Genomic DNA, 18,206 nt, shown 5'->3' on the forward strand with positions numbered 1-18,206 from the left:
CCGTCCGCCCGCGCCAGTCGGGACGGCGCAGCAACCGGTGCGGCAAGGCTTGCGTCGTCGGGTTTGACCGCCCCAGGCGTTAACCCAGCACCCGCTGATAAATAAACTCGGCAATCGCCGGGGATTCATTGTCGCCTATGGTGACGTCGGCCCGGGCCTTGATGGCATCGTCGCTGTTACCCATCGCCACGCCGAGTCCCGCCGCTTCCAGCATGCTCAGATCGTTATAGTTATCACCGAACGCAATAACCTGATCCATGGTCAGTCCTGCGGATTCCACCCATTGCTGCAACAGCTTGCCTTTGCTGTTGCCCGCCTGGGCGATATCCACCTGATCGTGCCAGGACCATTCGCAGGACAGGCCCATCTCCGATGCCACCACTTCGGCAAAGTCGCGCAGTTTTACCCTATCGGGATAAGAAGTGGCGAATTTCCAGATGGAGCCGGCCCGTTCGGCCGCCTCGAACAGGCTATCGACCTGCAGCAGGTTCGGCCGCTGCGCCTCGGGCAGGGTATTCGCCCAGGCCAGCGAGCGAATCACATGATCGCTGGGCTGTTCGTAGAGCATCGCGTCATCCACATAAATCAGTCCGTGGATATCATACTGCTTAAGCAGTTCCAGCACCCGCCGGGCCTGCGTTTTCTCCAGCGGATTAGAGGTAATGACTTTTTTTGCCTGGTAATCATAAAGATAGGTGCCGTTACAGCAAATGGCGGGAGTATCTATCTTTAACGCCTGGTAGAACGGATGAATCGCCACATGGTGACGGCCGGTCACCACCACCACCTGCATGCCCGCCGCGCGGGCGTCATTAAGCGCCTTGAGCGATTCCGGCAGAATTCTCTTTTTTCGATCCAGTAAGGTACCGTCAAGATCCAGGGCTATTACGCGATAGGTCATAGTTATCTCATTATGCGGATGATTAGAGTCATGGCAGATGTTACACCGTATGTCGGATGGCGAAAACCGCGAAAAATGTCGGTGGATAACAAACAACAACAGTGAGATGCTAAACGTGGCAGGATTATTCACCTATCATAAATGCCTCAGGCGCTAATGCTAATAAAGGAGAACCCATGAAGCAGATTGTCTATGTTGCCAGCCCCGAGAGTCAGCAGCTGCATGTCTGGCAAATGGATAACGAGGGTCTGCTGACCCTGCTGCAGGTGGTAGACACCCCGGGGCAGGGGCAGCCGATGGCTATCAGCCCGGCGAAAACCCATCTGTATATCGGCGTTCGTCCCGACTTCGGCGTCGTTAGCTATCGAATTGACGAGCAGGGTCGGTTGACCGAGGCCGGCATGGCGCCGCTGCCCGGCAGTCCCACCCACCTGGGCACCGATCGCCAGGGCCGTTTTGTCTTCTGCGCGTCCTACAGCAACAGCTGCGTCAGCGTCAGCCCCATTGATGAACATGGCATCGCCGGGGCGACCAGCCAGGTATTGCACGACCTCCTTAACTGCCATTCCGCCAATGTCGATCCGACCAACCAGGTTTTGTGGGTGCCCTGCCTGAAGGAAGATCGTATCCGGCTGTTCAACATTGCCGCCGACGGCGGGTTGCGGCCGTACCGGCCGGAGGCGGTGGCTACCGTCAGCGGCGCCGGACCGCGCCATATGGTATTCCATCCCCACCGGCTTTACGCCTATGTCGTCAATGAGCTCAACAGTTCGGTCAATGTCTATGCCCAGGACGAGGCGGGCGGGGCGCCGCGCATTATCCAGACGCTGGATCTGATGCCGCCGGGATTTACCGATACCCGCTGGGCGGCGGATATCCATATCACCCCAGACGGACGTTACCTCTACGCCTGCGATCGCACCGCCAGCGTCATTACCCGTTTTGCCGTATCGGAAGACGGCAGCACGCTGGATGTGCTGGGCTACCAGCCGACCGAGACCCAGCCGCGCGGCTTTAATATTGATGCCGAAGGCCGTTTCCTGATCGCCGCGGGGCAGAAGTCAGGGCATATCGGGGTATATCGCATAGAAGGCGAGACCGGCGGATTAACGCCGCTGGCGCGGTATCCGGTCGGGCAGGGGCCGATGTGGGTCACAATTCTCGATCTTTAATCCCGACCATCAGGTTGCGCCAACGCCGGATTCAACCCCGGCGTGTTCACTGATTTCTTCTAAACCCTCCCGCATGGCTTCCTTATCATCATCATCAGAATTTCCCGGCAACACCAGAAAGCGACATTTAGCACGCCTTAACTCCACTTCGATCGCCGCGTATCCCTCATACCATTCATGGTCAATCAAGTCGCCAGTCACAATTAACAGGTCTGGTCTGACTGTTTCTATCCAACTCATCACCCGGTGCAAACGCGCCATATTGCCGTTATTGGGGGTGGCATGAATATCGGTGATTTGGGCTATCAGCATCGCTTTCCCCAAGATCTAAAATTGCCTGCCTGGATTGCAGCCAGCGCCAGTGGACCCGCAATCACTAATGTCAAAGCATCTGTTGAGGGCGGGTCCCCGGCGGCATCAGATATAGGTAACGGTCAGCGACGCCTTGCCTAACGAATGGAAATGCACGTTAAAACCCACCATCGCGCCGCTGGCGTTCTCGTCCACCTCGATGCTTTCTACGTCCAGCGCGTGTACGTTAAACTGATAACGATGGCTCTCGCCCTGCGGTGGCGCCGCGCCGCCGTACCCGGCTTTGCCGAAGTCGGTACGGCACTGCACCGCCCCGGCCGGCAGATTAACCAGGCCGGAACCGGCACCCTGCGGCAACGCGCGGGTATCGGCGGGCAGGTTGGCCACCAGCCAATGCCACCAGCCCGAGCCGGTCGGCGCATCGGGATCGTATACCGTGATAACAAAACTTTTGGTGCCCTCCGGCGCGCCAGCCCAGGCCAGATGAGGCGAAACATTCCCCCCGCTGTAGCCCATGCCGTTAAACACCTGGCGTTCAGGCATCTTTTCGCCATCCCGCAGATCGTTACTACTCAATGTAAAAGCCATATCCGCTCCGTTCCTTATCAGCAATTCAGCAATTTTAAGATATTCTGCGCGGTAACCGCCGACGACCCGGGATTTTGTCCGGTGACCAAATGACCGTCGATAATCGAAAAAGCCTGCCAGTCATCGACCTTCTCATACTTACCGCCCAGCCGCTTGAGTTCATCCTCCACCAAAAAAGGCACCACGTGGGTTAACTGCACCGCCTCTTCCTCGGTATTGCTAAAGCCGGTCACCCGTTTGCCCGCCACCAGCGGCGTACCGTCAGGTTTTTTCACGTGGCGCAACACCCCGGGCGCATGGCAGACCGCGCCTACCGGTTTACCGGCGGCGAAGGTCTCTTCAATCAAGGCAAGCGAATGCGCATCTTCCGCCAGATCCCACAATGGCCCGTGGCCGCCCGGATAAAATATCGCATCAAAGTCCGCGGCGTTCAATGCATCGAGTTTAACGGTATTGGCCAGCGCCCGCTGGCCCGCGCGATCGGTGCGAAAACGCTCGGTATCCTGGGTCTGCGCGTCGGCCTCGTCGCTCTTGGGATCCAGCGGCGGCTGGCCGCCCTTGGGGGAAGCCAGGGTAATTTCAATACCGGCATCATGGAAAATATAATAAGGCGCCACCAGCTCTTCCAGCCAGAAGCCGGTGGGTTTACCGGTATCGCCCAGTTTATCGTGCGAGGTCAGGACTATTGCAATTTTCATCGATTATCTCCGTCATTGGGTCATCGTAACCGGGGCGACCCGGGTGGGATTTACAGACTATCGCTACCGACCCGCACCACCAGCTTGCCGAAATTCTTGCCTGCTAATAAACCGATAAAGGCCAGCGGCGCGTGTTCCAGCCCATCGATCCTATCTTCGCGCATCTGCACCTTACCCGCGTTGACCCACGGCCCCATCGCCTGGATAAACTCGTCATAACGATGGCCATAGTCCAGGGAAATGATAAACCCCTGCATCCGGATGCGTTTGCGCAGCACCAGGGCTTGCAAAAAGGGCAACCGATCCTTGCCGTCGGGCAACGCCTCCATATTGTAGTTGGCGATCAGGCCGCATAACGGGATACGGGCGGAAGTATTGAGCAGCGGTATCACCGCGTCGAATACCGCGCCGCCGACGTTTTCAAAATAAATATCAATCCCACGCGGGCAGGCGCGGGCCAGCTGTTCGGCAAAATCCGCATCGCGGCGATCGATGCAGGCATCAAATCCCAGCGTTTCCATCGCGTAACGGCATTTATCCTTGCCGCCGGCGATACCCACCGTCCGGCAGCCTTCCAGCCGCGCCACCTGGCCGACCACCGAGCCGACCGCGCCGCTGGCGGCGGCCACCACCAGGGTTTCGCCGGGCTTCGGCTGGCCGATATCCATCAGGCCCATATAACCGGTAAAGCCGGGCATGCCCAGTACGCCAAGCGCGCGGGAGGGATGCGCCAGGGCGTCGGCGGGTAATTTTTTGATATCGCCGCCGTCGGACAGCGCATAATCCTGCCAGCCGGCGTAGCCCAGCACCCAGTCCCCCGGCGCAAAATCGGGATGGTTGCTGGTTTCAACCCGGGACACCGTGCCGGCGCCCATGACCGCGTCCAGCTCCACCGGGGACGCATAGGATTCGGCGGCGCTCATGCGGCCGCGCATATACGGATCCAGGGACAGGAAAACGGTGCGCAGCAGTACCTGCCTATCGCCCGGTTGCGGAATATCGCTGGTTTCCAAACGGAAATTGCCCGGCACCGGCGCACCCGTCGGGCGCGAGGCCAGGACAATGCGTCGATTGATGTGCTTATTCTGGTTCATAGTATTCTCCCTGTTCTTTTGCTTGATACGGCAAGCCGAGCGTTGAGCATAGTGCATGGCCCCATGTCTTGCCCGGCCGGGCGCCGCCGCCGTCACGGCGTCTCAGGCGGCAAAATGACCAGGCTGGTCCAGTGACGCGGCAAGGGCGCGCATCAGCAGCGCCAGCTGTGGTGGTTGAATAATATAAGGCGGCATCAGATAAATTAAGCGGCCAAACGGGCGGATCCACACCCCACGTTCAACAAAAAAACGTTGCAGCGCCGCCATATTGACCGGCGAGCGGGTTTCAATCACGCCGATGGCGCCCAACACCCGCGCGTCAGCGACCTGCGGATGCGCCCGCAGCGGCAGCAGTCCCGCGCGCAGCTGTTGCTCAATCGCCGCCACCTGCGCCCGCCAGTCGCCCTGTTCCAGCAGCGCCAGGCTGGCGTTGGCGGCGGCGCACGCCAGGGGATTGGCCATAAAGGTCGGGCCGTGCATAAAACAGCCGGCCTCGCCGTTGCTGATGGCGTCGGCCACCTCGCGGGTGGCCAGGGTGGCGGACAGGGTCAGGTAACCACCGGTCAGGGCTTTGCCCAGGCACATGATATCCGGCGCGATGCCGGCATGCCCGCAGGCGAACAGTTTGCCGGTGCGGCCGAAACCGGTGGCGATTTCATCGGCGATCAGCAGGGTATCGTGGCGATCGCATAATTCACGCACCCGCCGCAGGTAGGTGGGATGATAAAAACGCATGCCGCCCGCCCCCTGCACGATGGGTTCCAGGATCACCGCCGCCGGCGGTTCCCCGGCGGCCAGCCTCGCGGCCAGTTCACCGATATCCTCTTCCCGCCACGCTTCGTCAAAACGGCACTGCGGCGCCGCGACAAAATCATGTTCCGGCAGGTAACCCTGGTACAGCCGGTGCATGGAGGTGTGCGGATCGCATACCGACATGGCGCCGAAGGTGTCGCCGTGATAACCCTGGCGTAGCGTCAGCAGGCGTTTGCGCGGCTCCCCGCGCGTCTGCCAGTATTGCAGCGCCATCTTAATCGCCACTTCCACCGCCACCGAGCCCGAATCCGCCAGGAAAACGCATTCGAGCGGCGCCGGCGTCATGGCGACCAGGCGGCGACAAAGCGCAATGGCCTGCGGGTGGGTAATGCCGCCGAACATCACATGGGACATCTGCAGGAGCTGCGAGCCCACCGCCTGGTTGATGGCCGGATGGTTGTAGCCGTGGATCGCCGCCCACCAGGAGGACATGCCGTCCACTAGCCGGCGGCCGTCGGCCAGTTCCAGTTCACAGCCGGCCGCCGCGACCACGGGATACACCGGCAGCGGCTGGGTCATTGAGGTATAGGGATGCCAGATATGGCGCTGGTCGAAAGCGAGATCGGTTGGATTCATAAACGAGTTGTAAACCATGCATGACAATATTTGGTTGACAGTATAGCGGCTTGACTTACACTGGCGAAACTATTTTGTATCCGTTACGCGAGACGATAATACCATGCAACATAACCCGCACTGGACATTGCGGCAGGCCCAGGCTCTGTTTGACAAACCCTTTATGGATCTAATGTTTGAAGCGCAGACCATCCACCGCCAACATTTCGATCCCCACCAGATCCAGGTCAGTACGCTGCTGTCGATTAAAACCGGCGCCTGTCCCGAGGATTGCAAATATTGCCCGCAAAGCGCCCGTTACAATACCGGGCTTGCCGCCGAGCAACTGATGCAGGTGGAGCAGGTGCTTACTTCGGCGCAGAAAGCCAAGGCGGCCGGCTCGACCCGTTTTTGCATGGGGGCGGCCTGGAAAAACCCCCGCGACCGCGATATGCCCTACCTGGAGCAAATGGTGCAGGGCGTCAAGGCGATGGGCATGGAAACCTGCATGACCCTGGGCATGCTGAGTGAAACCCAGGCGCAGCGGCTGGCCGCGGCCGGGCTGGATTTCTACAATCATAACCTGGATACGTCGCCGGAATTCTACGGCTCGATTATCACCACCCGCACCTACCAGGAGCGCCTCGACACCCTGGGCAAGGTGCGCGGGGCGGGCATCAAGGTCTGTTCGGGCGGCATCGTCGGCCTGGGCGAGACCATCGCCGATCGCGCCGGCCTGCTGGTGCAACTGGCCAACCTGCCGGAGCCGCCGGAGAGCGTGCCGATCAATATGCTGGTCAAGGTCAAGGGCACGCCGCTGGCGGCCAATGACGAGGTCGATCCGTTCGATTTTGTCCGCACCATCGCGGCGGCGCGCATCATGATGCCCCGTTCCCATGTGCGTCTGTCCGCCGGGCGCGAACAGATGAGCGAGCAAACCCAGGCGATGTGTTTTATGGCGGGCGCCAATTCCATCTTCTACGGCTGTAAGCTGCTGACCACGCCCAACCCCGGGGAGGACCAGGATCTGGCGCTGTTCCGCAAGCTGGGCCTGAATCCGCAGCATCATCATACCGACGCCGGGGACGTCCAGCGCCAGCAACAGTTGGCCGGGGAACTGCTGACGGCCGATACCGCGCAATTCTACAACGCGGCGCGCTGATGGACTGGGCGCAAAAGATTGACCTGGGCCTGCGTGAGCGGCAAGGGGCCGATGCCTACCGGCAGCGCCGTGCCATTACCGACGGCAACCATCGCCTGCTGGAATACCAGGGGCGCCGCTACCTGAATTTTTCCAGCAACGATTACCTGGGCCTGGCCCGCGACCCGCGCATCGTTGCCGCGTGGCAGCAGGGCGCGGCGCGCCACGGCGTCGGCTCCGGCGGCTCCGGCCACGTTACCGGCCACAGCGCGTGCCACCAGGCGCTGGAGCAGCGGCTGGCCGATTGGCTGGGCTACGAGCGCGCGCTGCTGTTTACGTCCGGCTATGCCGCCAACCAGGGCGCGATCGCGGCGCTGGCAGGCGCGGGCGATCAGATCCTGGCGGACAAACTCAGCCATGCCTCGCTGCTGGAAGCGGCGGCGCACTCGCCGGCGCAGCTGCGCCGTTTTCACCACAACGATGCCGCCTCCCTGGCGCGGCTGGCGCAAACCGCGTGCGCGGGCGGCCGGCTGGCCGTCACCGAGGGCGTATTCAGCATGGACGGCGACGCCGCGCCCTTACCTTCCCTGCACCAGGCGATACGCGACGCCGGCGGCTGGCTGCTGGTGGATGATGCCCATGGCTTCGGCGCGATCGGCGAGCAGGGCAGGGGCAGCGCCTGGCAGCAGGGCTGCCATCCGGAACTGCTGGTGGTGACCTTTGGCAAAGCGGTTGGCGTAGGCGGCGCGGCGGTATTGTGCGCGCGGCCGGTGGCGGAATATTTGCTGCAGTTTGCCCGTCATCTGATCTACAGCACCGCCCTGCCACCGGCCCAGGTCTGCGCCATCAACGCGTCACTGGACGCGATTGTCGCCGGTGATGAACTGCGCGCCCGCCTGCGGCGCAATATTGCCCGGTTTCGCCATGGCGCCGCGGAGCTGGGCTACCCGCTCGGCCAGTCGGGCACCGCCATTCAGCCGCTGCTGGTGGGGGACAACGCATTGGCGCTGCGCCTTGGCGAACGCTTGCGCGAACAAGGCTGCTGGCTTACCGCCATCCGCCCGCCGACGGTGCCGCCGGGCGGCGCCCGGCTGCGCATCACCCTTACCGCCGCGCACCATGAGGCGGATATCGACGCGTTGCTGGAGGCGCTGGATCATGCACATGGATATGCATAAAGCGGGCATCGCCCGCGCCTTCGGCCGCGCGGCGGCGGACTACGAACGCCACGCCGGACTGCAGCGGGACAGCGGCGATCGCCTGATGGAACTGCTGGGACCGCAGCCGGGCCGCTGCCTGCTGGATGCCGGCTGCGGCACCGGCTGGTTCAGCCGCCGCTGGCAGCAGGAAGGCAGCCTTGTAGTGGCGTTGGATCTCTCGCCCGCCATGCTTGACGAGGCGCGGCGCAACCAATCGGCCTCGGCCTACCTGACCGGCGATATCGAGCGGTTGCCGCTGGCGGACGCCAGCGTGGATATCTGCTTTTCCAATCTGGCGGTGCAGTGGTGCGACGATTTGCCCCGGGCGCTGGCTGAGTTTTATCGCATCACCCGTCCAGGCGGCCTGATTGCCCTCTCCACGCTCGCCGAGGGGTCGCTTGGGGAATTGCAGCGGGCCTGGTCGCAGGTGGACCAGGCGGTGCATATCAACCGCTTCCTGACGCCCGGGACGATTGACCTGGCGTTTGCGCCTTACCGGCACCGGCTGGCGGCGGCACGCCATACCCTACATTACCCGCATCTGTCGGCATTACTGCACGGCCTGAAAGGCGTGGGCGCCGGCTACCTGCGCAGCGGACGCACCCCAGGGCTGACCGGGCGGCAACGCCTTGCGCGCCTGGATGCGGCATGGCAACGGCAGGCGGCGGGGCTGCCGCTCAGTTATCAACTGATCTATGGCTTGATCTACCGGGACTAACCGATGGCGAAACAACATTTTTTTATTACCGGCACCGATACCGATATCGGTAAAACCCTGGCGACCTGCGCCTTATTGCAGGCGGCCAAACTCGCCGGTTGGCGCGCGGTGGGCTATAAACCGGTGGCCGCCGGTTGCCGCCGGACCCTGGCCGGCGCGCGCAACGACGATGCGCTGGCGCTGATCGCCAGCAGCGGCGTCGGGGTATCCTATGAGCAGGTCAATCCGCTGGCCTTCCTGGCGGCGACGTCGCCTCATATCGCCTGCCGCGACGAGGGGCGCCATATTGATCCGGCCGTTATGTCGCGGGGGTTGGCGGTGCTGGCGCGGCAGGCGCAGTGGGTGTTTATCGAAGGCGCGGGGGGCTGGTTTACGCCTCTCGGCGACACCCTGGGCTTTGACCAATGGGTGGCCGGCGAACGCCTGCCGGTGATCCTGGTGGTCGGGCTGAAGCTGGGCTGTATCAACCATGCGTTGTTGACCGCGCTGGCTATCCGCCAGGCCGGCCTGCCCCTGGCCGGATGGATAGCCAACGATCTTTCCCCCGAACCGCACCGGCGCGGCGATTACCTGGCGGCGCTGCGCCAACGGCTGGGGGCGCCGCTGCTGGGTGAAATACCCTGGCTGGCGGATCCGGGCACGGCGACGCTGGCGCATTATATCGATCTGGGTCCTTTAGCGCGCGCGATTGGCTGGGGGGACGGGGTTAACGGCGACGGGTAAAGAAAAGTAGGGGCGGCGATGGCAGGTAATGCCGGGGCGTTAAAACAACCAAACGCCCCGGGTATCAGGTAAGCATGGGAAATGTTTTGCTGTGAAATGAGGCATAAACCGGTGTCTTATGTTCGTTCATGGGTCTTTTATACGGCAAGATAGGTTTGGATAAGGCTGTCATCCAGTTGATCCAGCGTACCCTGCGCGACGTTGCATCCGCCTTCCAATAAACAAAAACGATCGCCCGCCGACGGGGTAAAGGGCAGTTGCTGTTCGACCACCAGCAGCGTCAGACCGAAATCCCGCTGCAGCCGGCGTATATTGTGGCCGATTTCCTTCACCACCGAGGGCTGGAAGCCGCCGGTAGGCTCATCCAGGATCAGCAGTTCCGGCTCCAGCACCAGCGCGCGGGCGATGGCCAACTGCTGCTGCCCGCTTTCCGTTAAATCCCCGGCGCGCTGATGGCGCATGTTATGCAGCCCCGGGAACAGTTCATAGACCATCGAGGGGACCTGACGGGTTTTATTGCGGCCCGCCAGCAGGGCGACCCGCAGGTTCTCATCCACGCTCAGCTGTGAAAAGACCTGACGGCCCTGCGGGACGTAACCGATGCCCAGCGCCGCGCGCTGCTCCACCGGGTGCTGGAGCAAATTCAGCTCCTCCGCCCCGCCGGCCGGCCGCCAGGTGACGGTGCCGCTTGAGACCGGCAGATGACCCATGATACAGTTTACCAGGGTTGTCTTGCCGACCCCGTTACGCCCCAACACATAGGTACACTGGCCGGGCGGCAGCTCCATACTGATATCCCGCAAGATATGTTTAGGCCCAAAAAACTGATTCACCGCTTGTAAACGCAACATAAGAATCCATCCTCCCACTTTAACGTCATTTCACATTCACGATCCGCGTGGCGCTGCCGGAAATGGCTAACGGCTAGCCGTCAGGCAATGACTTTGGCTACAATGAGCTAAGCAACTATCAGGCCAATCTTGGGGCAGCGGCGCCGGATGACAGGATGAACTGTCATTCCCATGAAGCGCCAGCATAATGACAAACCGCGGTTGGGTATTTTCCAAACAAACTGCGGAGTGTTGCACATTGCCGGTGCCGGGTAAGGTTTTCATGGTGCATATCGGCAACACCTGGCTAAACAGGCACTATACCGGTGCGTTATTAGCTATTTTCCGCTGCGGGCAGTGTTTATTTAGCTGCCGATCGGTTAGTCATTTAAGCTATAAAAAAAGCCTGGCGGCAGATGAAAAATAGCTAAAAAAACCCCGATTTGTCATTTGTCTGTCATCAATGTCAGCTTTGCGGAACTCACGCCCTTAGCGGGGCGGTAAGACTTATCCACTATTCCTGTGGATAACCGTGTGCATTAGGTTTAGAAAAGCCCGGTTAAACGAGAGCGGGCGCGGCTTCATGGAGATTTGCCTGTATTCTCCACGTTTTTTTTAAATGTTATAAATACAAACGGTTAATTAAAATCAAGCGAATTTATAGGATTGGTATCACCAATGTGTCAAATTGCATCTTTAGGTTCACGTTTATTAATTTCATAACGATTTGTAATAAAATCATCTATTGTAGGATCCTGCCGGATCGCATTTAGCCCGCTGGCACGTCAGGCGTACTTGCACCCGTTACCGGAAAGCGTATTATAATACTGGTTTTGTATCCAGTGCTCCCGTGCTGGTAAAATCGCCGCCCTGTTTCCATACTCAAACATGTTCCTCAGCAGGTAGCCCACTAGATATGAGTAAAGCGTTTAAACTGCAATCAAGCTTCAAGCCGTCCGGCGACCAGCCGGAGGCGATACGTCGTCTGGAAGAGGGATTGCTGGACGGCCTGGCCCATCAAACGCTGCTGGGGGTGACCGGTTCGGGTAAAACCTTTACCGTGGCCAATGTCATTGCCGACCTGAACCGGCCCACCATGGTGCTGGCGCCCAACAAGACGCTGGCGGCGCAGCTGTATGGCGAAATGAAGGCCTTTTTCCCGGATAACGCGGTTGAATATTTTGTCTCGTATTACGACTATTACCAGCCGGAAGCCTATGTTCCCAGTTCGGATACCTTTATCGAGAAGGACGCCTCGGTAAACGAACATATCGAGCAGATGCGGTTATCGGCCACCAAGGCCCTGCTGGAGCGGCGCGACGTCATCGTGGTGGCGTCGGTGTCCGCCATCTACGGCCTGGGCGATCCGGACGCCTACCTGAAGATGATGCTGCACCTGACGCGCGGCATGATCATCGATCAGCGTTCGATCCTGCGTCGTCTGTCCGAATTGCAGTACACCCGCAACGACCAGGCCTTCCAGCGCGGCACCTTCCGGGTGCGCGGCGAGGTTATCGATATTTTCCCGGCCGAATCCGACGAAATCGCGCTGCGGGTCGAGCTGTTTGATGACGAGGTCGAGCGCCTGTCGCTGTTCGATCCGCTGACCGGCCAGGTGGATCAGGTGGTTCCCCGTTATACCATCTATCCGAAGACCCACTATGTTACGCCGCGTGAACGCCTGCTGCAGGCCATGGAAGACATCAAGGTCGAACTGGCGGATCGCCGCAAGAACCTGCTGGAGAACAACAAGCTGCTGGAAGAACAGCGCCTGTCGCAGCGCACGCAGTTTGACCTGGAAATGATGAATGAGCTGGGGTACTGCTCGGGCATAGAAAACTACTCGCGCTTTCTTTCCGGGCGCGGGCCCGGCGAGCCGCCGCCGACCCTGTTCGATTACCTGCCGGCCGACGGGCTGTTAATCGTCGATGAATCCCATGTCACCATACCGCAGATCGGCGGCATGTACCGCGGCGACCGCGCCCGCAAGGAAACCCTGGTGGAGTATGGCTTCCGGCTGCCCTCCGCGCTGGACAACCGGCCGATGAAGTTCGAGGAGTTCGCCGCGCTGGCGCCGCAGACTATCTACGTATCGGCGACGCCGGGCAAATATGAACTGGAAATGTGCGGCGGCGAGGTGGTCGATCAGCTGGTCCGGCCGACCGGGTTGCTCGATCCGCTGATAGAAGTGCGCCCGGTCACCACCCAGGTGGACGATCTGTTATCGGAGATCCGCAAACGGGTGCTGATCAACGAGCGGGTGCTGGTCACGACGCTGACCAAACGCATGGCGGAAGATTTAACCGAATACCTCGAGGAGCACGGCGAGCGCGTACGCTACCTGCACTCGGATATCGAAACCGTGGAGCGTGTTGAGATCATCCGCGATTTGCGCTTGGGTGAATTTGATGTGCTGGTGGGCATCAACCTGCTGCGCGAGGGACTGGATATGCCGGAAGTGTCGCTGGTCGCCATCCTGGATGCCGACAAAGAAGGTTTCCTGCGCTCCGAGCGGTCGCTAATCCAGACCATCGGCCGCGCCGCGCGTAACCTCAACGGCAAGGCTATTCTCTATGGCGATAAAATCACCCCGTCCATGGCCCGCGCTATCGACGAGACCGAACGGCGGCGCGTCAAGCAGCACGCCTACAACCAGGAGCACGGCATTATCCCCCAGGCGTTGAATAAGTCGGTGGCGGATATCATGGAGCTGGGCCAGTCGCCGGCCCACGCCAAGCAGAAAAAACGCAAGGCGATGGAAGCGGCCGCCCATTATGGCGATATGACGCCCAAGGCGGTGGATAAAAAAATCAGCGAGCTGGAAGCGAAGATGCAGGCCCATGCGCAAAACCTGGAGTTCGAGCAGGCGGCCAGCGTGCGCGACGAAATCCACGCGCTGCGCGAGCATTTTATCGCCATCTCGTGAGGCGCGCCGGCGTTCAGCCGAGCGCCTGCAGGGCGCTGTCCAGCGCCGCGCGCAGCAGCAGCCGGTCGTGATGATGCGGTATATCGGCCGCGGCCAGCGGTTGCTGGATCAGGATCCGATCCTGGATATCGCCGGCGTTGATGGCCGGGCCTATCACCAGCGCGTCGATCATCTGCCGCCGGCCGATGGCCTGCTCCATCATCGCGATTTTTTGCGCCAGGCTCATATTGGCCGCCGCCAGGCTTAGCTCCCGCCCCAGGTTATCGATAAAAACGATGGGAGCCTGGGTCCTGCGCATGGCCTGGGCCAAATCGGGCAGCAACAGCAGCGGCATCAGGCTGGTGAGGAAACTGCCCGGGCCTATCAGGATAAGATCCGCCGCCGCGATGGCCTGCAATGCCTCGCGGGTGGCGGCGACGTTGGGGATCAGCCGCAGGCTGGCGGGGATTTCGGCCAGCCGGTCCACCGCCATCTCGCCATTGATGGTTTCACCCGCGCCGGTGACCGCCTGCAGATCCACCGCCTGTTCCGACATGGGGATCAGCAGGGCGTCCACCTTAAGCATATTGCGGATCAGGTTGATGGCTTCCAGCGGGCGCACGCTGAGGTTATCCAGCGCTTTGAGCATCAGGTTGCCCAGGTTATGGCCGGCCAGTTCACCCTGGCCGTTAAAACGGTATTCAAACATCGCGGCGGCAATGCTGGGCTCTGAAATCAGCTGGTTCAGGCAGTTGCGGGTGTCGCCCCAGGCGATGCCGCCCTCCGACTGGCGAATACGGCCGGTGGAACCGCCGTTGTCGGTGGTGGTGACGATACCGGTCAGGCGCGAGCCCAGCGAGGAGAGGGAGGACATCACCCTGCCCAGTCCGTGCCCGCCGCCGAGCGCCACTACCCGATCGAGATCCGCCAGGGTGCGATTACGCATAAATCTCCTTTAAACTACCTGATAAAGCGCCTGGGCGCGCCCCGCGCGCGCTTGCACGCTGCGCCGGATCGCGGCAGGGCCGGCGGGAACCTTGCCTTTTCCGCGCCGGGTCCCTTGTCATGCTAACCATAGCCGATGGCGCGGCAAAAGCGAAATGCCGGCGCCGGATTCGGATTATGGCTCGCACTATATGAGCTTGCCTGGCTCAATCCGGCGGCAAATGTGAATGATATCAACGCTATATATTTGTTTATATAGCGAAATTTCTCTTGGTGGTCATAGCGCCAAGCATCAATTAGGGCTAGAATAATTTTCGACCAGGTTTTACCGCGCTGATGACGGCGTCGGGAAAGCCAACTCCTAGCCTTTACGCCTAAGTGGCTTTTGCGAGCGATAGGGTGTTCTGGCCGTGGCGACAGCCACCAGGGTGCAGGATAGAAATGTCCGCATCTCCCGTATTTGGAAAGGTGTTTAACGGTGCCACAGCTTATCGATGCGTTTGCGCGCAAGTTTTATTATTTGCGCCTGTCTGTCACGGACGTCTGTAACTTTCGCTGTACCTATTGTTTGCCCGACGGCTACCGGCCCAACGGCAATAGCAATAAAAGTTTCCTGTCGCTGGATGAAATCCGGCGCGTTACCCATGCTTTCGCCGAACTGGGCACGGAGAAGGTGCGCCTGACCGGCGGCGAGCCTTCGCTAAGACGTGATTTTGTCGATATCATCGCCGCCGTGCGTTCCCATCGGCAAATTCGTACCCTGGCGGTGACCACTAACGGTTACCGGCTGGAGCGCGATATTGCCGGCTGGCGCGACGCCGGGCTGACGGCGCTGAATGTCAGCGTCGATAGCCTTGATCCGCGCCAGTTCCAGCTTATCACCGGCCAGGACAAGTTCCGCCAGGTGATGGCCGGCATCGACGCCGCGTTTACCGCCGGCTTCAGCAAGGTAAAAGTCAATACCGTGCTGATGCGCAACGTCAACGATATCCATCTGCACAGCTTTCTCGCCTGGATCAAAACCCGTCCCATCCAACTGCGGTTTATCGAACTGATGGAAACCGGCGACGGCGGCGATTTATTCCGCACCCGCCATATCTCCGGCGACACCATTCGCCGGCAGCTGATCCCCATGGGTTGGCAACTGCAGCCGCGGGGCCGCAGCGACGGCCCGGCGCTGGTGTTCCGCCATCCGGATTACCAGGGCGAGATCGGCCTTATCATGCCCTATGCCAAGGATTTTTGCGCCAGCTGCAACCGGCTGCGGGTGTCCGCCACCGGCAATCTTCATCTGTGCCTGTTTGGCGAGGACGGTATCCCGCTGCGCGATCTGCTGGGCGAGGACCGGGCGCTGGAGTTATTGAAAGAACGCATTTCAGGCGGGTTGCGGCTTAAAAAGCAAACCCATTTCCTGCACGAGGGGAATACCGGCAGCACGCGTAATCTGTCGTTTATCGGCGGTTAAGGAAATTTATGTCATCCCTTACACATATCAATGCCAGCGGCGAAGCCCACATGGTGGATGTTTCCGCCAAGGCCGAGACGCTGCGCGAAGCCCGCGCCGAAGCCTTTGTCACCATGGCGCCGGCAACCCTGGCCATGATCGTGGACGGCCAGCATCATAAGGGCGACGTGTTCGCCACCGCCCGCATCGCGGGTATCCAGGCCGCCAAGCGGACCTGGGAACTGATCCCGCTGTGCCATCCGCTGGCGCTCAGCAAGGTCGAGGTGCATCTGACGGCGGAAATCGACCGGCACCGGGTGCGTATCGACACTCTCTGCCGCCTGACCGGCAAGACCGGCGTGGAGATGGAAGCCCTGACCGCCGCCTCGGTGGCGGCGCTGACCATCTACGATATGTGCAAGGCGGTACAGAAGGATATGGTTATCGGGCCGGTCCGGCTGCTGGCTAAAAGCGGCGGCAAATCCGGTGATTTCAAGGTGGAGGCATTATGATTACCGTACTGTTTTTTGCCCAGGTGCGGGAACTGGTGGGCGTCGAGCGCCTGACGCTTGACGCCGGGTACGACAACGTCGAGGCCCTGCGCCAGTCGCTGGCCGGACGCGGCGGCCGCTGGTCGCGGGCGCTGGAACCCGGCACCCTGCTGTCGGCGGTGAACCAGGCGCTGGTGCCGGCGGACCATCCGCTGGCCAGCGGTGATGAAGTGGCGTTTTTCCCGCCGGTGACCGGGGGCTGATATGGACGACACCCGTATTTATGTCGGCCCGCAGCCCTTTGATATGGTGCGTGAATATGCCTGGCTGGCGGCCTGTCACGACGACGGCGCGGTGGTCACCTTTACCGGCAAGGTGCGCAACCGTAATCTCGGCGACGAGGTCAGTACCCTGACCCTGGAGCATTATCCCGGCATGACCGAAAAGGCCCTGGCGGATATTGTCGTCCAGGCCCGGCAGCGTTTCCCGCTGGGGCGCGTGACCGTTATCCACCGGGTCGGCGCGCTGGCGGCCGGCGAGCAGATCGTGCTGGTCGGCGTCAGCGGCGCCCATCGCGGCGCGGCCTTCGGGGCCGCCGAATTCATTATGGATTACCTGAAGACCCGCGCGCCGTTCTGGAAGCATGAAACCACCCCCCAGGGCAGTCGCTGGGTGGATGCCCGCGAGAGCGATCGCCGGGCCGCGGAGCGCTGGCAGGTCTCCTGAACAGGGCAACGGCGCGCGTGATTTTACCGCCGGCCTTTGATTCGGACTCCGGTTTTTGTGGTATGCTGTTTTTCAGGTGGGCCGGATCCACGGCCTGTGTTTTCCGTCTACGTTAAAGGTGACAGTCATGGACCGATTTCCCCGTTCCCAGGGTTCAATAGTTGAACGCGCTGATGCCGGCATCCAGCCTTTTATGGCCCAGGTGTATGGGTGGATGACGTGCGGATTATTATTAACCGCCTTTGTCTCCTGGTTCGCCGCCCGTACCCCGGCGGTGCTGAACCTGGTCTTTTCCAGCCAGATCACGTTCTTTGGCCTGATTATCGCCCAGCTGGCGCTGGTCTTCGTGATCTCCGGCATGGTTAACCGCCTGAGCGGCACGGTGGCCACCGGGCTGTTTATGCTCTACTCCGCCCTGACCGGGCTGACGCTGGCGAGTATTTTCATCCTCTACACCGCCTCGTCCATCGCCGGCACCTTCGTGGTGGCGGGCGGCATGTTCGGGGCGATGTCCATCTACGGCTACACCACCAAGCGTGATTTAAGCGGTTTCGGCAGCATGTTGTTTATGGCGCTGATTGGTATCGTGCTGGCGTCGGTGGTCAATATCTGGCTGAAAAGCACCGCGCTGATGTGGGCGGTGACCTATATCGGCGTGCTGGTGTTTGTCGGCCTGACCGCCTACGACACCCAGAAACTGAAAAATATGGGCTCCCAGCTTTCCATGGACGACAAGGATCAGTTTCGTAAATATTCCATTGTCGGCGCGCTGACCCTGTATCTTGATTTTATCAACCTGTTCCTGATGCTGCTGCGTATTTTCGGCAACCGCCGGTAACGCCGACGCCGCCCCACGGCACGCCAGGCCAGCCAACACTGGACCCTAACCGGGCGTGTTAAAGGGAGAGCGTGCCATGGGTCGACGCGGGCATGGTTTTTCTGCCCGCTGGC

19 protein-coding genes and 1 riboswitch are annotated in these 18,206 nt (G+C 60.8%); of the genes, 11 read left to right on the top strand and 8 right to left on the bottom strand.

Annotated features, from left to right (window positions below; genetic code table 11):
• Positions 1-79 precede the first annotated feature (79 nt).
• On the bottom strand, positions 80-901 hold the full coding sequence (locus GRH90_RS08530) for a pyridoxal phosphatase (protein WP_162365519.1): 822 nt from the start codon (positions 899-901) through the stop codon (positions 80-82).
• A 176-nt stretch (positions 902-1,077) separates the two neighbouring features.
• Here GRH90_RS08530 and pgl point away from each other — a divergent pair, with 176 nt between their 5' ends.
• Positions 1,078-2,073 (top strand): 6-phosphogluconolactonase, encoded by a 996-nt coding sequence (gene pgl / locus GRH90_RS08535; protein ID WP_162365520.1) that lies wholly within the window; start codon positions 1,078-1,080, stop codon positions 2,071-2,073.
• A gap of 9 nt (positions 2,074-2,082) precedes the next feature.
• On the opposite strand, the gene GRH90_RS08540 is transcribed toward pgl, so the two are convergent.
• The 5 genes from GRH90_RS08540 to bioA form a co-directional block, all read right to left on the bottom strand.
• On the bottom strand, positions 2,083-2,385 hold the full coding sequence (locus tag GRH90_RS08540; protein ID WP_162365521.1) for a metallophosphoesterase: 303 nt from the start codon (positions 2,383-2,385) through the stop codon (positions 2,083-2,085).
• 105 nt (positions 2,386-2,490) lie between these two features.
• The gene (locus GRH90_RS08545; RefSeq protein ID WP_162365522.1) at positions 2,491-2,973 is read right to left on the bottom strand and encodes a kinase inhibitor; all 483 of its coding nucleotides are present in this window, start codon (positions 2,971-2,973) and stop codon (positions 2,491-2,493) included.
• 17 nt (positions 2,974-2,990) lie between these two features.
• Positions 2,991-3,671 carry a type 1 glutamine amidotransferase domain-containing protein gene (locus GRH90_RS08550; RefSeq protein WP_162365523.1) on the bottom strand — a complete coding sequence of 227 codons (681 nt, stop codon included), beginning with the start codon at positions 3,669-3,671 and terminating at the stop codon, positions 2,991-2,993.
• 50 nt (positions 3,672-3,721) lie between these two features.
• Positions 3,722-4,765: an NADPH-dependent curcumin/dihydrocurcumin reductase gene (gene curA, locus GRH90_RS08555; protein WP_162365524.1), complete on the bottom strand. Its 1,044-nt coding sequence runs from the start codon at positions 4,763-4,765 to the stop codon at positions 3,722-3,724.
• A gap of 102 nt (positions 4,766-4,867) precedes the next feature.
• Entirely contained in the window at positions 4,868-6,154 is a 1,287-nt protein-coding gene (gene bioA, locus GRH90_RS08560; RefSeq protein WP_162365525.1) for an adenosylmethionine--8-amino-7-oxononanoate transaminase, read from the bottom strand.
• 103 nt (positions 6,155-6,257) lie between these two features.
• Here bioA and bioB point away from each other — a divergent pair, with 103 nt between their 5' ends.
• The 4 genes from bioB to bioD are packed head-to-tail and all read left to right on the top strand — an operon-like array spanning position 6,258 to position 9,914.
• A complete protein-coding gene (gene bioB, locus GRH90_RS08565; protein WP_162365526.1) occupies positions 6,258-7,295 on the top strand; it encodes a biotin synthase BioB in 1,038 nt (345 codons plus the stop codon).
• Complete coding sequence (gene bioF / locus GRH90_RS08570) at positions 7,295-8,452, top strand: 8-amino-7-oxononanoate synthase (RefSeq protein ID WP_162365527.1); 1,158 nt, start codon at positions 7,295-7,297, stop codon at positions 8,450-8,452. The genes bioB and bioF overlap by 1 nt, the downstream gene beginning before the upstream one ends.
• Positions 8,439-9,191: a malonyl-ACP O-methyltransferase BioC gene (bioC, locus tag GRH90_RS08575; protein WP_376766067.1), complete on the top strand. Its 753-nt coding sequence runs from the start codon at positions 8,439-8,441 to the stop codon at positions 9,189-9,191. Before bioF ends, bioC begins: the two co-directional genes overlap by 14 nt.
• A gap of 3 nt (positions 9,192-9,194) precedes the next feature.
• Positions 9,195-9,914: a dethiobiotin synthase gene (bioD, locus tag GRH90_RS08580; RefSeq protein ID WP_162365529.1), complete on the top strand. Its 720-nt coding sequence runs from the start codon at positions 9,195-9,197 to the stop codon at positions 9,912-9,914.
• Between the two features lie 137 nt (positions 9,915-10,051).
• On the opposite strand, the gene GRH90_RS08585 is transcribed toward bioD, so the two are convergent.
• Positions 10,052-10,765, bottom strand: a complete 714-nt coding sequence (locus GRH90_RS08585) for an ATP-binding cassette domain-containing protein (RefSeq protein WP_162365530.1) — start codon at positions 10,763-10,765, stop codon at positions 10,052-10,054.
• A gap of 895 nt (positions 10,766-11,660) precedes the next feature.
• Here GRH90_RS08585 and uvrB point away from each other — a divergent pair.
• Positions 11,661-13,670 (top strand): excinuclease ABC subunit UvrB, encoded by a 2,010-nt coding sequence (gene uvrB, locus GRH90_RS08590; protein ID WP_162365531.1) that lies wholly within the window; start codon positions 11,661-11,663, stop codon positions 13,668-13,670.
• A gap of 13 nt (positions 13,671-13,683) precedes the next feature.
• On the opposite strand, the gene yvcK is transcribed toward uvrB, so the two are convergent.
• On the bottom strand, positions 13,684-14,595 hold the full coding sequence (yvcK, locus tag GRH90_RS08595) for a uridine diphosphate-N-acetylglucosamine-binding protein YvcK (RefSeq protein ID WP_162365532.1): 912 nt from the start codon (positions 14,593-14,595) through the stop codon (positions 13,684-13,686).
• A 345-nt stretch (positions 14,596-14,940) separates the two neighbouring features.
• Positions 14,941-15,081, top strand: a riboswitch (molybdenum cofactor riboswitch).
• Between yvcK and moaA the strand changes: the two genes are divergently transcribed.
• The 5 genes from moaA to GRH90_RS08620 all read left to right on the top strand — a co-directional run bounded on the left by moaA (position 15,073) and on the right by GRH90_RS08620 (position 18,093).
• A complete protein-coding gene (gene moaA, locus GRH90_RS08600; protein ID WP_162365533.1) occupies positions 15,073-16,059 on the top strand; it encodes a GTP 3',8-cyclase MoaA in 987 nt (328 codons plus the stop codon). It overlaps the preceding riboswitch by 9 nt.
• Positions 16,060-16,067: 8 nt before the next feature.
• On the top strand, positions 16,068-16,550 hold the full coding sequence (gene moaC, locus GRH90_RS08605) for a cyclic pyranopterin monophosphate synthase MoaC (RefSeq protein ID WP_162365534.1): 483 nt from the start codon (positions 16,068-16,070) through the stop codon (positions 16,548-16,550).
• Positions 16,547-16,792 (top strand): molybdopterin synthase sulfur carrier subunit, encoded by a 246-nt coding sequence (gene moaD / locus GRH90_RS08610; protein WP_162365535.1) that lies wholly within the window; start codon positions 16,547-16,549, stop codon positions 16,790-16,792. Before moaC ends, moaD begins: the two co-directional genes overlap by 4 nt.
• 1 nt (position 16,793) lies before the next feature.
• Entirely contained in the window at positions 16,794-17,255 is a 462-nt protein-coding gene (gene moaE, locus GRH90_RS08615; RefSeq protein ID WP_162365536.1) for a molybdopterin synthase catalytic subunit MoaE, read from the top strand.
• A gap of 127 nt (positions 17,256-17,382) precedes the next feature.
• Positions 17,383-18,093: a Bax inhibitor-1/YccA family protein gene (locus tag GRH90_RS08620; protein WP_162365537.1), complete on the top strand. Its 711-nt coding sequence runs from the start codon at positions 17,383-17,385 to the stop codon at positions 18,091-18,093.
• Positions 18,094-18,206: the final 113 nt, after the last annotated feature.

The sequence above is a fragment of the Acerihabitans arboris genome (genome assembly GCF_010131535.1).
In the GTDB taxonomy this organism is placed as follows: Bacteria; Pseudomonadota; Gammaproteobacteria; order Enterobacterales; family Enterobacteriaceae; genus Acerihabitans; species Acerihabitans arboris.

Excerpts from the sequence above, each read along its gene's own strand:
- moaD (WP_162365535.1), top strand. The coding sequence starts at position 16,547 with ATGATTACCGTACTGTTTTTTGCCCAGGTGCGGGAACTGGTGGGCGTC.
- bioB (WP_162365526.1), top strand. The coding sequence starts at position 6,258 with ATGCAACATAACCCGCACTGGACATTGCGGCAGGCCCAGGCTCTGTTT.
- moaE (WP_162365536.1), top strand. The coding sequence starts at position 16,794 with ATGGACGACACCCGTATTTATGTCGGCCCGCAGCCCTTTGATATGGTG.
- GRH90_RS08545 (WP_162365522.1), bottom strand. The coding sequence starts at position 2,973 with ATGGCTTTTACATTGAGTAGTAACGATCTGCGGGATGGCGAAAAGATG.
- GRH90_RS08530 (WP_162365519.1), bottom strand. The coding sequence starts at position 901 with ATGACCTATCGCGTAATAGCCCTGGATCTTGACGGTACCTTACTGGAT.
- curA (WP_162365524.1), bottom strand. The coding sequence starts at position 4,765 with ATGAACCAGAATAAGCACATCAATCGACGCATTGTCCTGGCCTCGCGC.
- uvrB (WP_162365531.1), top strand. The coding sequence starts at position 11,661 with ATGAGTAAAGCGTTTAAACTGCAATCAAGCTTCAAGCCGTCCGGCGAC.
- bioC (WP_376766067.1), top strand. The coding sequence starts at position 8,439 with ATGGATATGCATAAAGCGGGCATCGCCCGCGCCTTCGGCCGCGCGGCG.
- GRH90_RS08540 (WP_162365521.1), bottom strand. The coding sequence starts at position 2,385 with ATGCTGATAGCCCAAATCACCGATATTCATGCCACCCCCAATAACGGC.
- GRH90_RS08620 (WP_162365537.1), top strand. The coding sequence starts at position 17,383 with ATGGACCGATTTCCCCGTTCCCAGGGTTCAATAGTTGAACGCGCTGAT.
- bioA (WP_162365525.1), bottom strand. The coding sequence starts at position 6,154 with ATGAATCCAACCGATCTCGCTTTCGACCAGCGCCATATCTGGCATCCC.
- pgl (WP_162365520.1), top strand. The coding sequence starts at position 1,078 with ATGAAGCAGATTGTCTATGTTGCCAGCCCCGAGAGTCAGCAGCTGCAT.
- bioD (WP_162365529.1), top strand. The coding sequence starts at position 9,195 with ATGGCGAAACAACATTTTTTTATTACCGGCACCGATACCGATATCGGT.
- GRH90_RS08550 (WP_162365523.1), bottom strand. The coding sequence starts at position 3,671 with ATGAAAATTGCAATAGTCCTGACCTCGCACGATAAACTGGGCGATACC.
- moaC (WP_162365534.1), top strand. The coding sequence starts at position 16,068 with ATGTCATCCCTTACACATATCAATGCCAGCGGCGAAGCCCACATGGTG.
- yvcK (WP_162365532.1), bottom strand. The coding sequence starts at position 14,595 with ATGCGTAATCGCACCCTGGCGGATCTCGATCGGGTAGTGGCGCTCGGC.
- bioF (WP_162365527.1), top strand. The coding sequence starts at position 7,295 with ATGGACTGGGCGCAAAAGATTGACCTGGGCCTGCGTGAGCGGCAAGGG.
- GRH90_RS08585 (WP_162365530.1), bottom strand. The coding sequence starts at position 10,765 with ATGTTGCGTTTACAAGCGGTGAATCAGTTTTTTGGGCCTAAACATATC.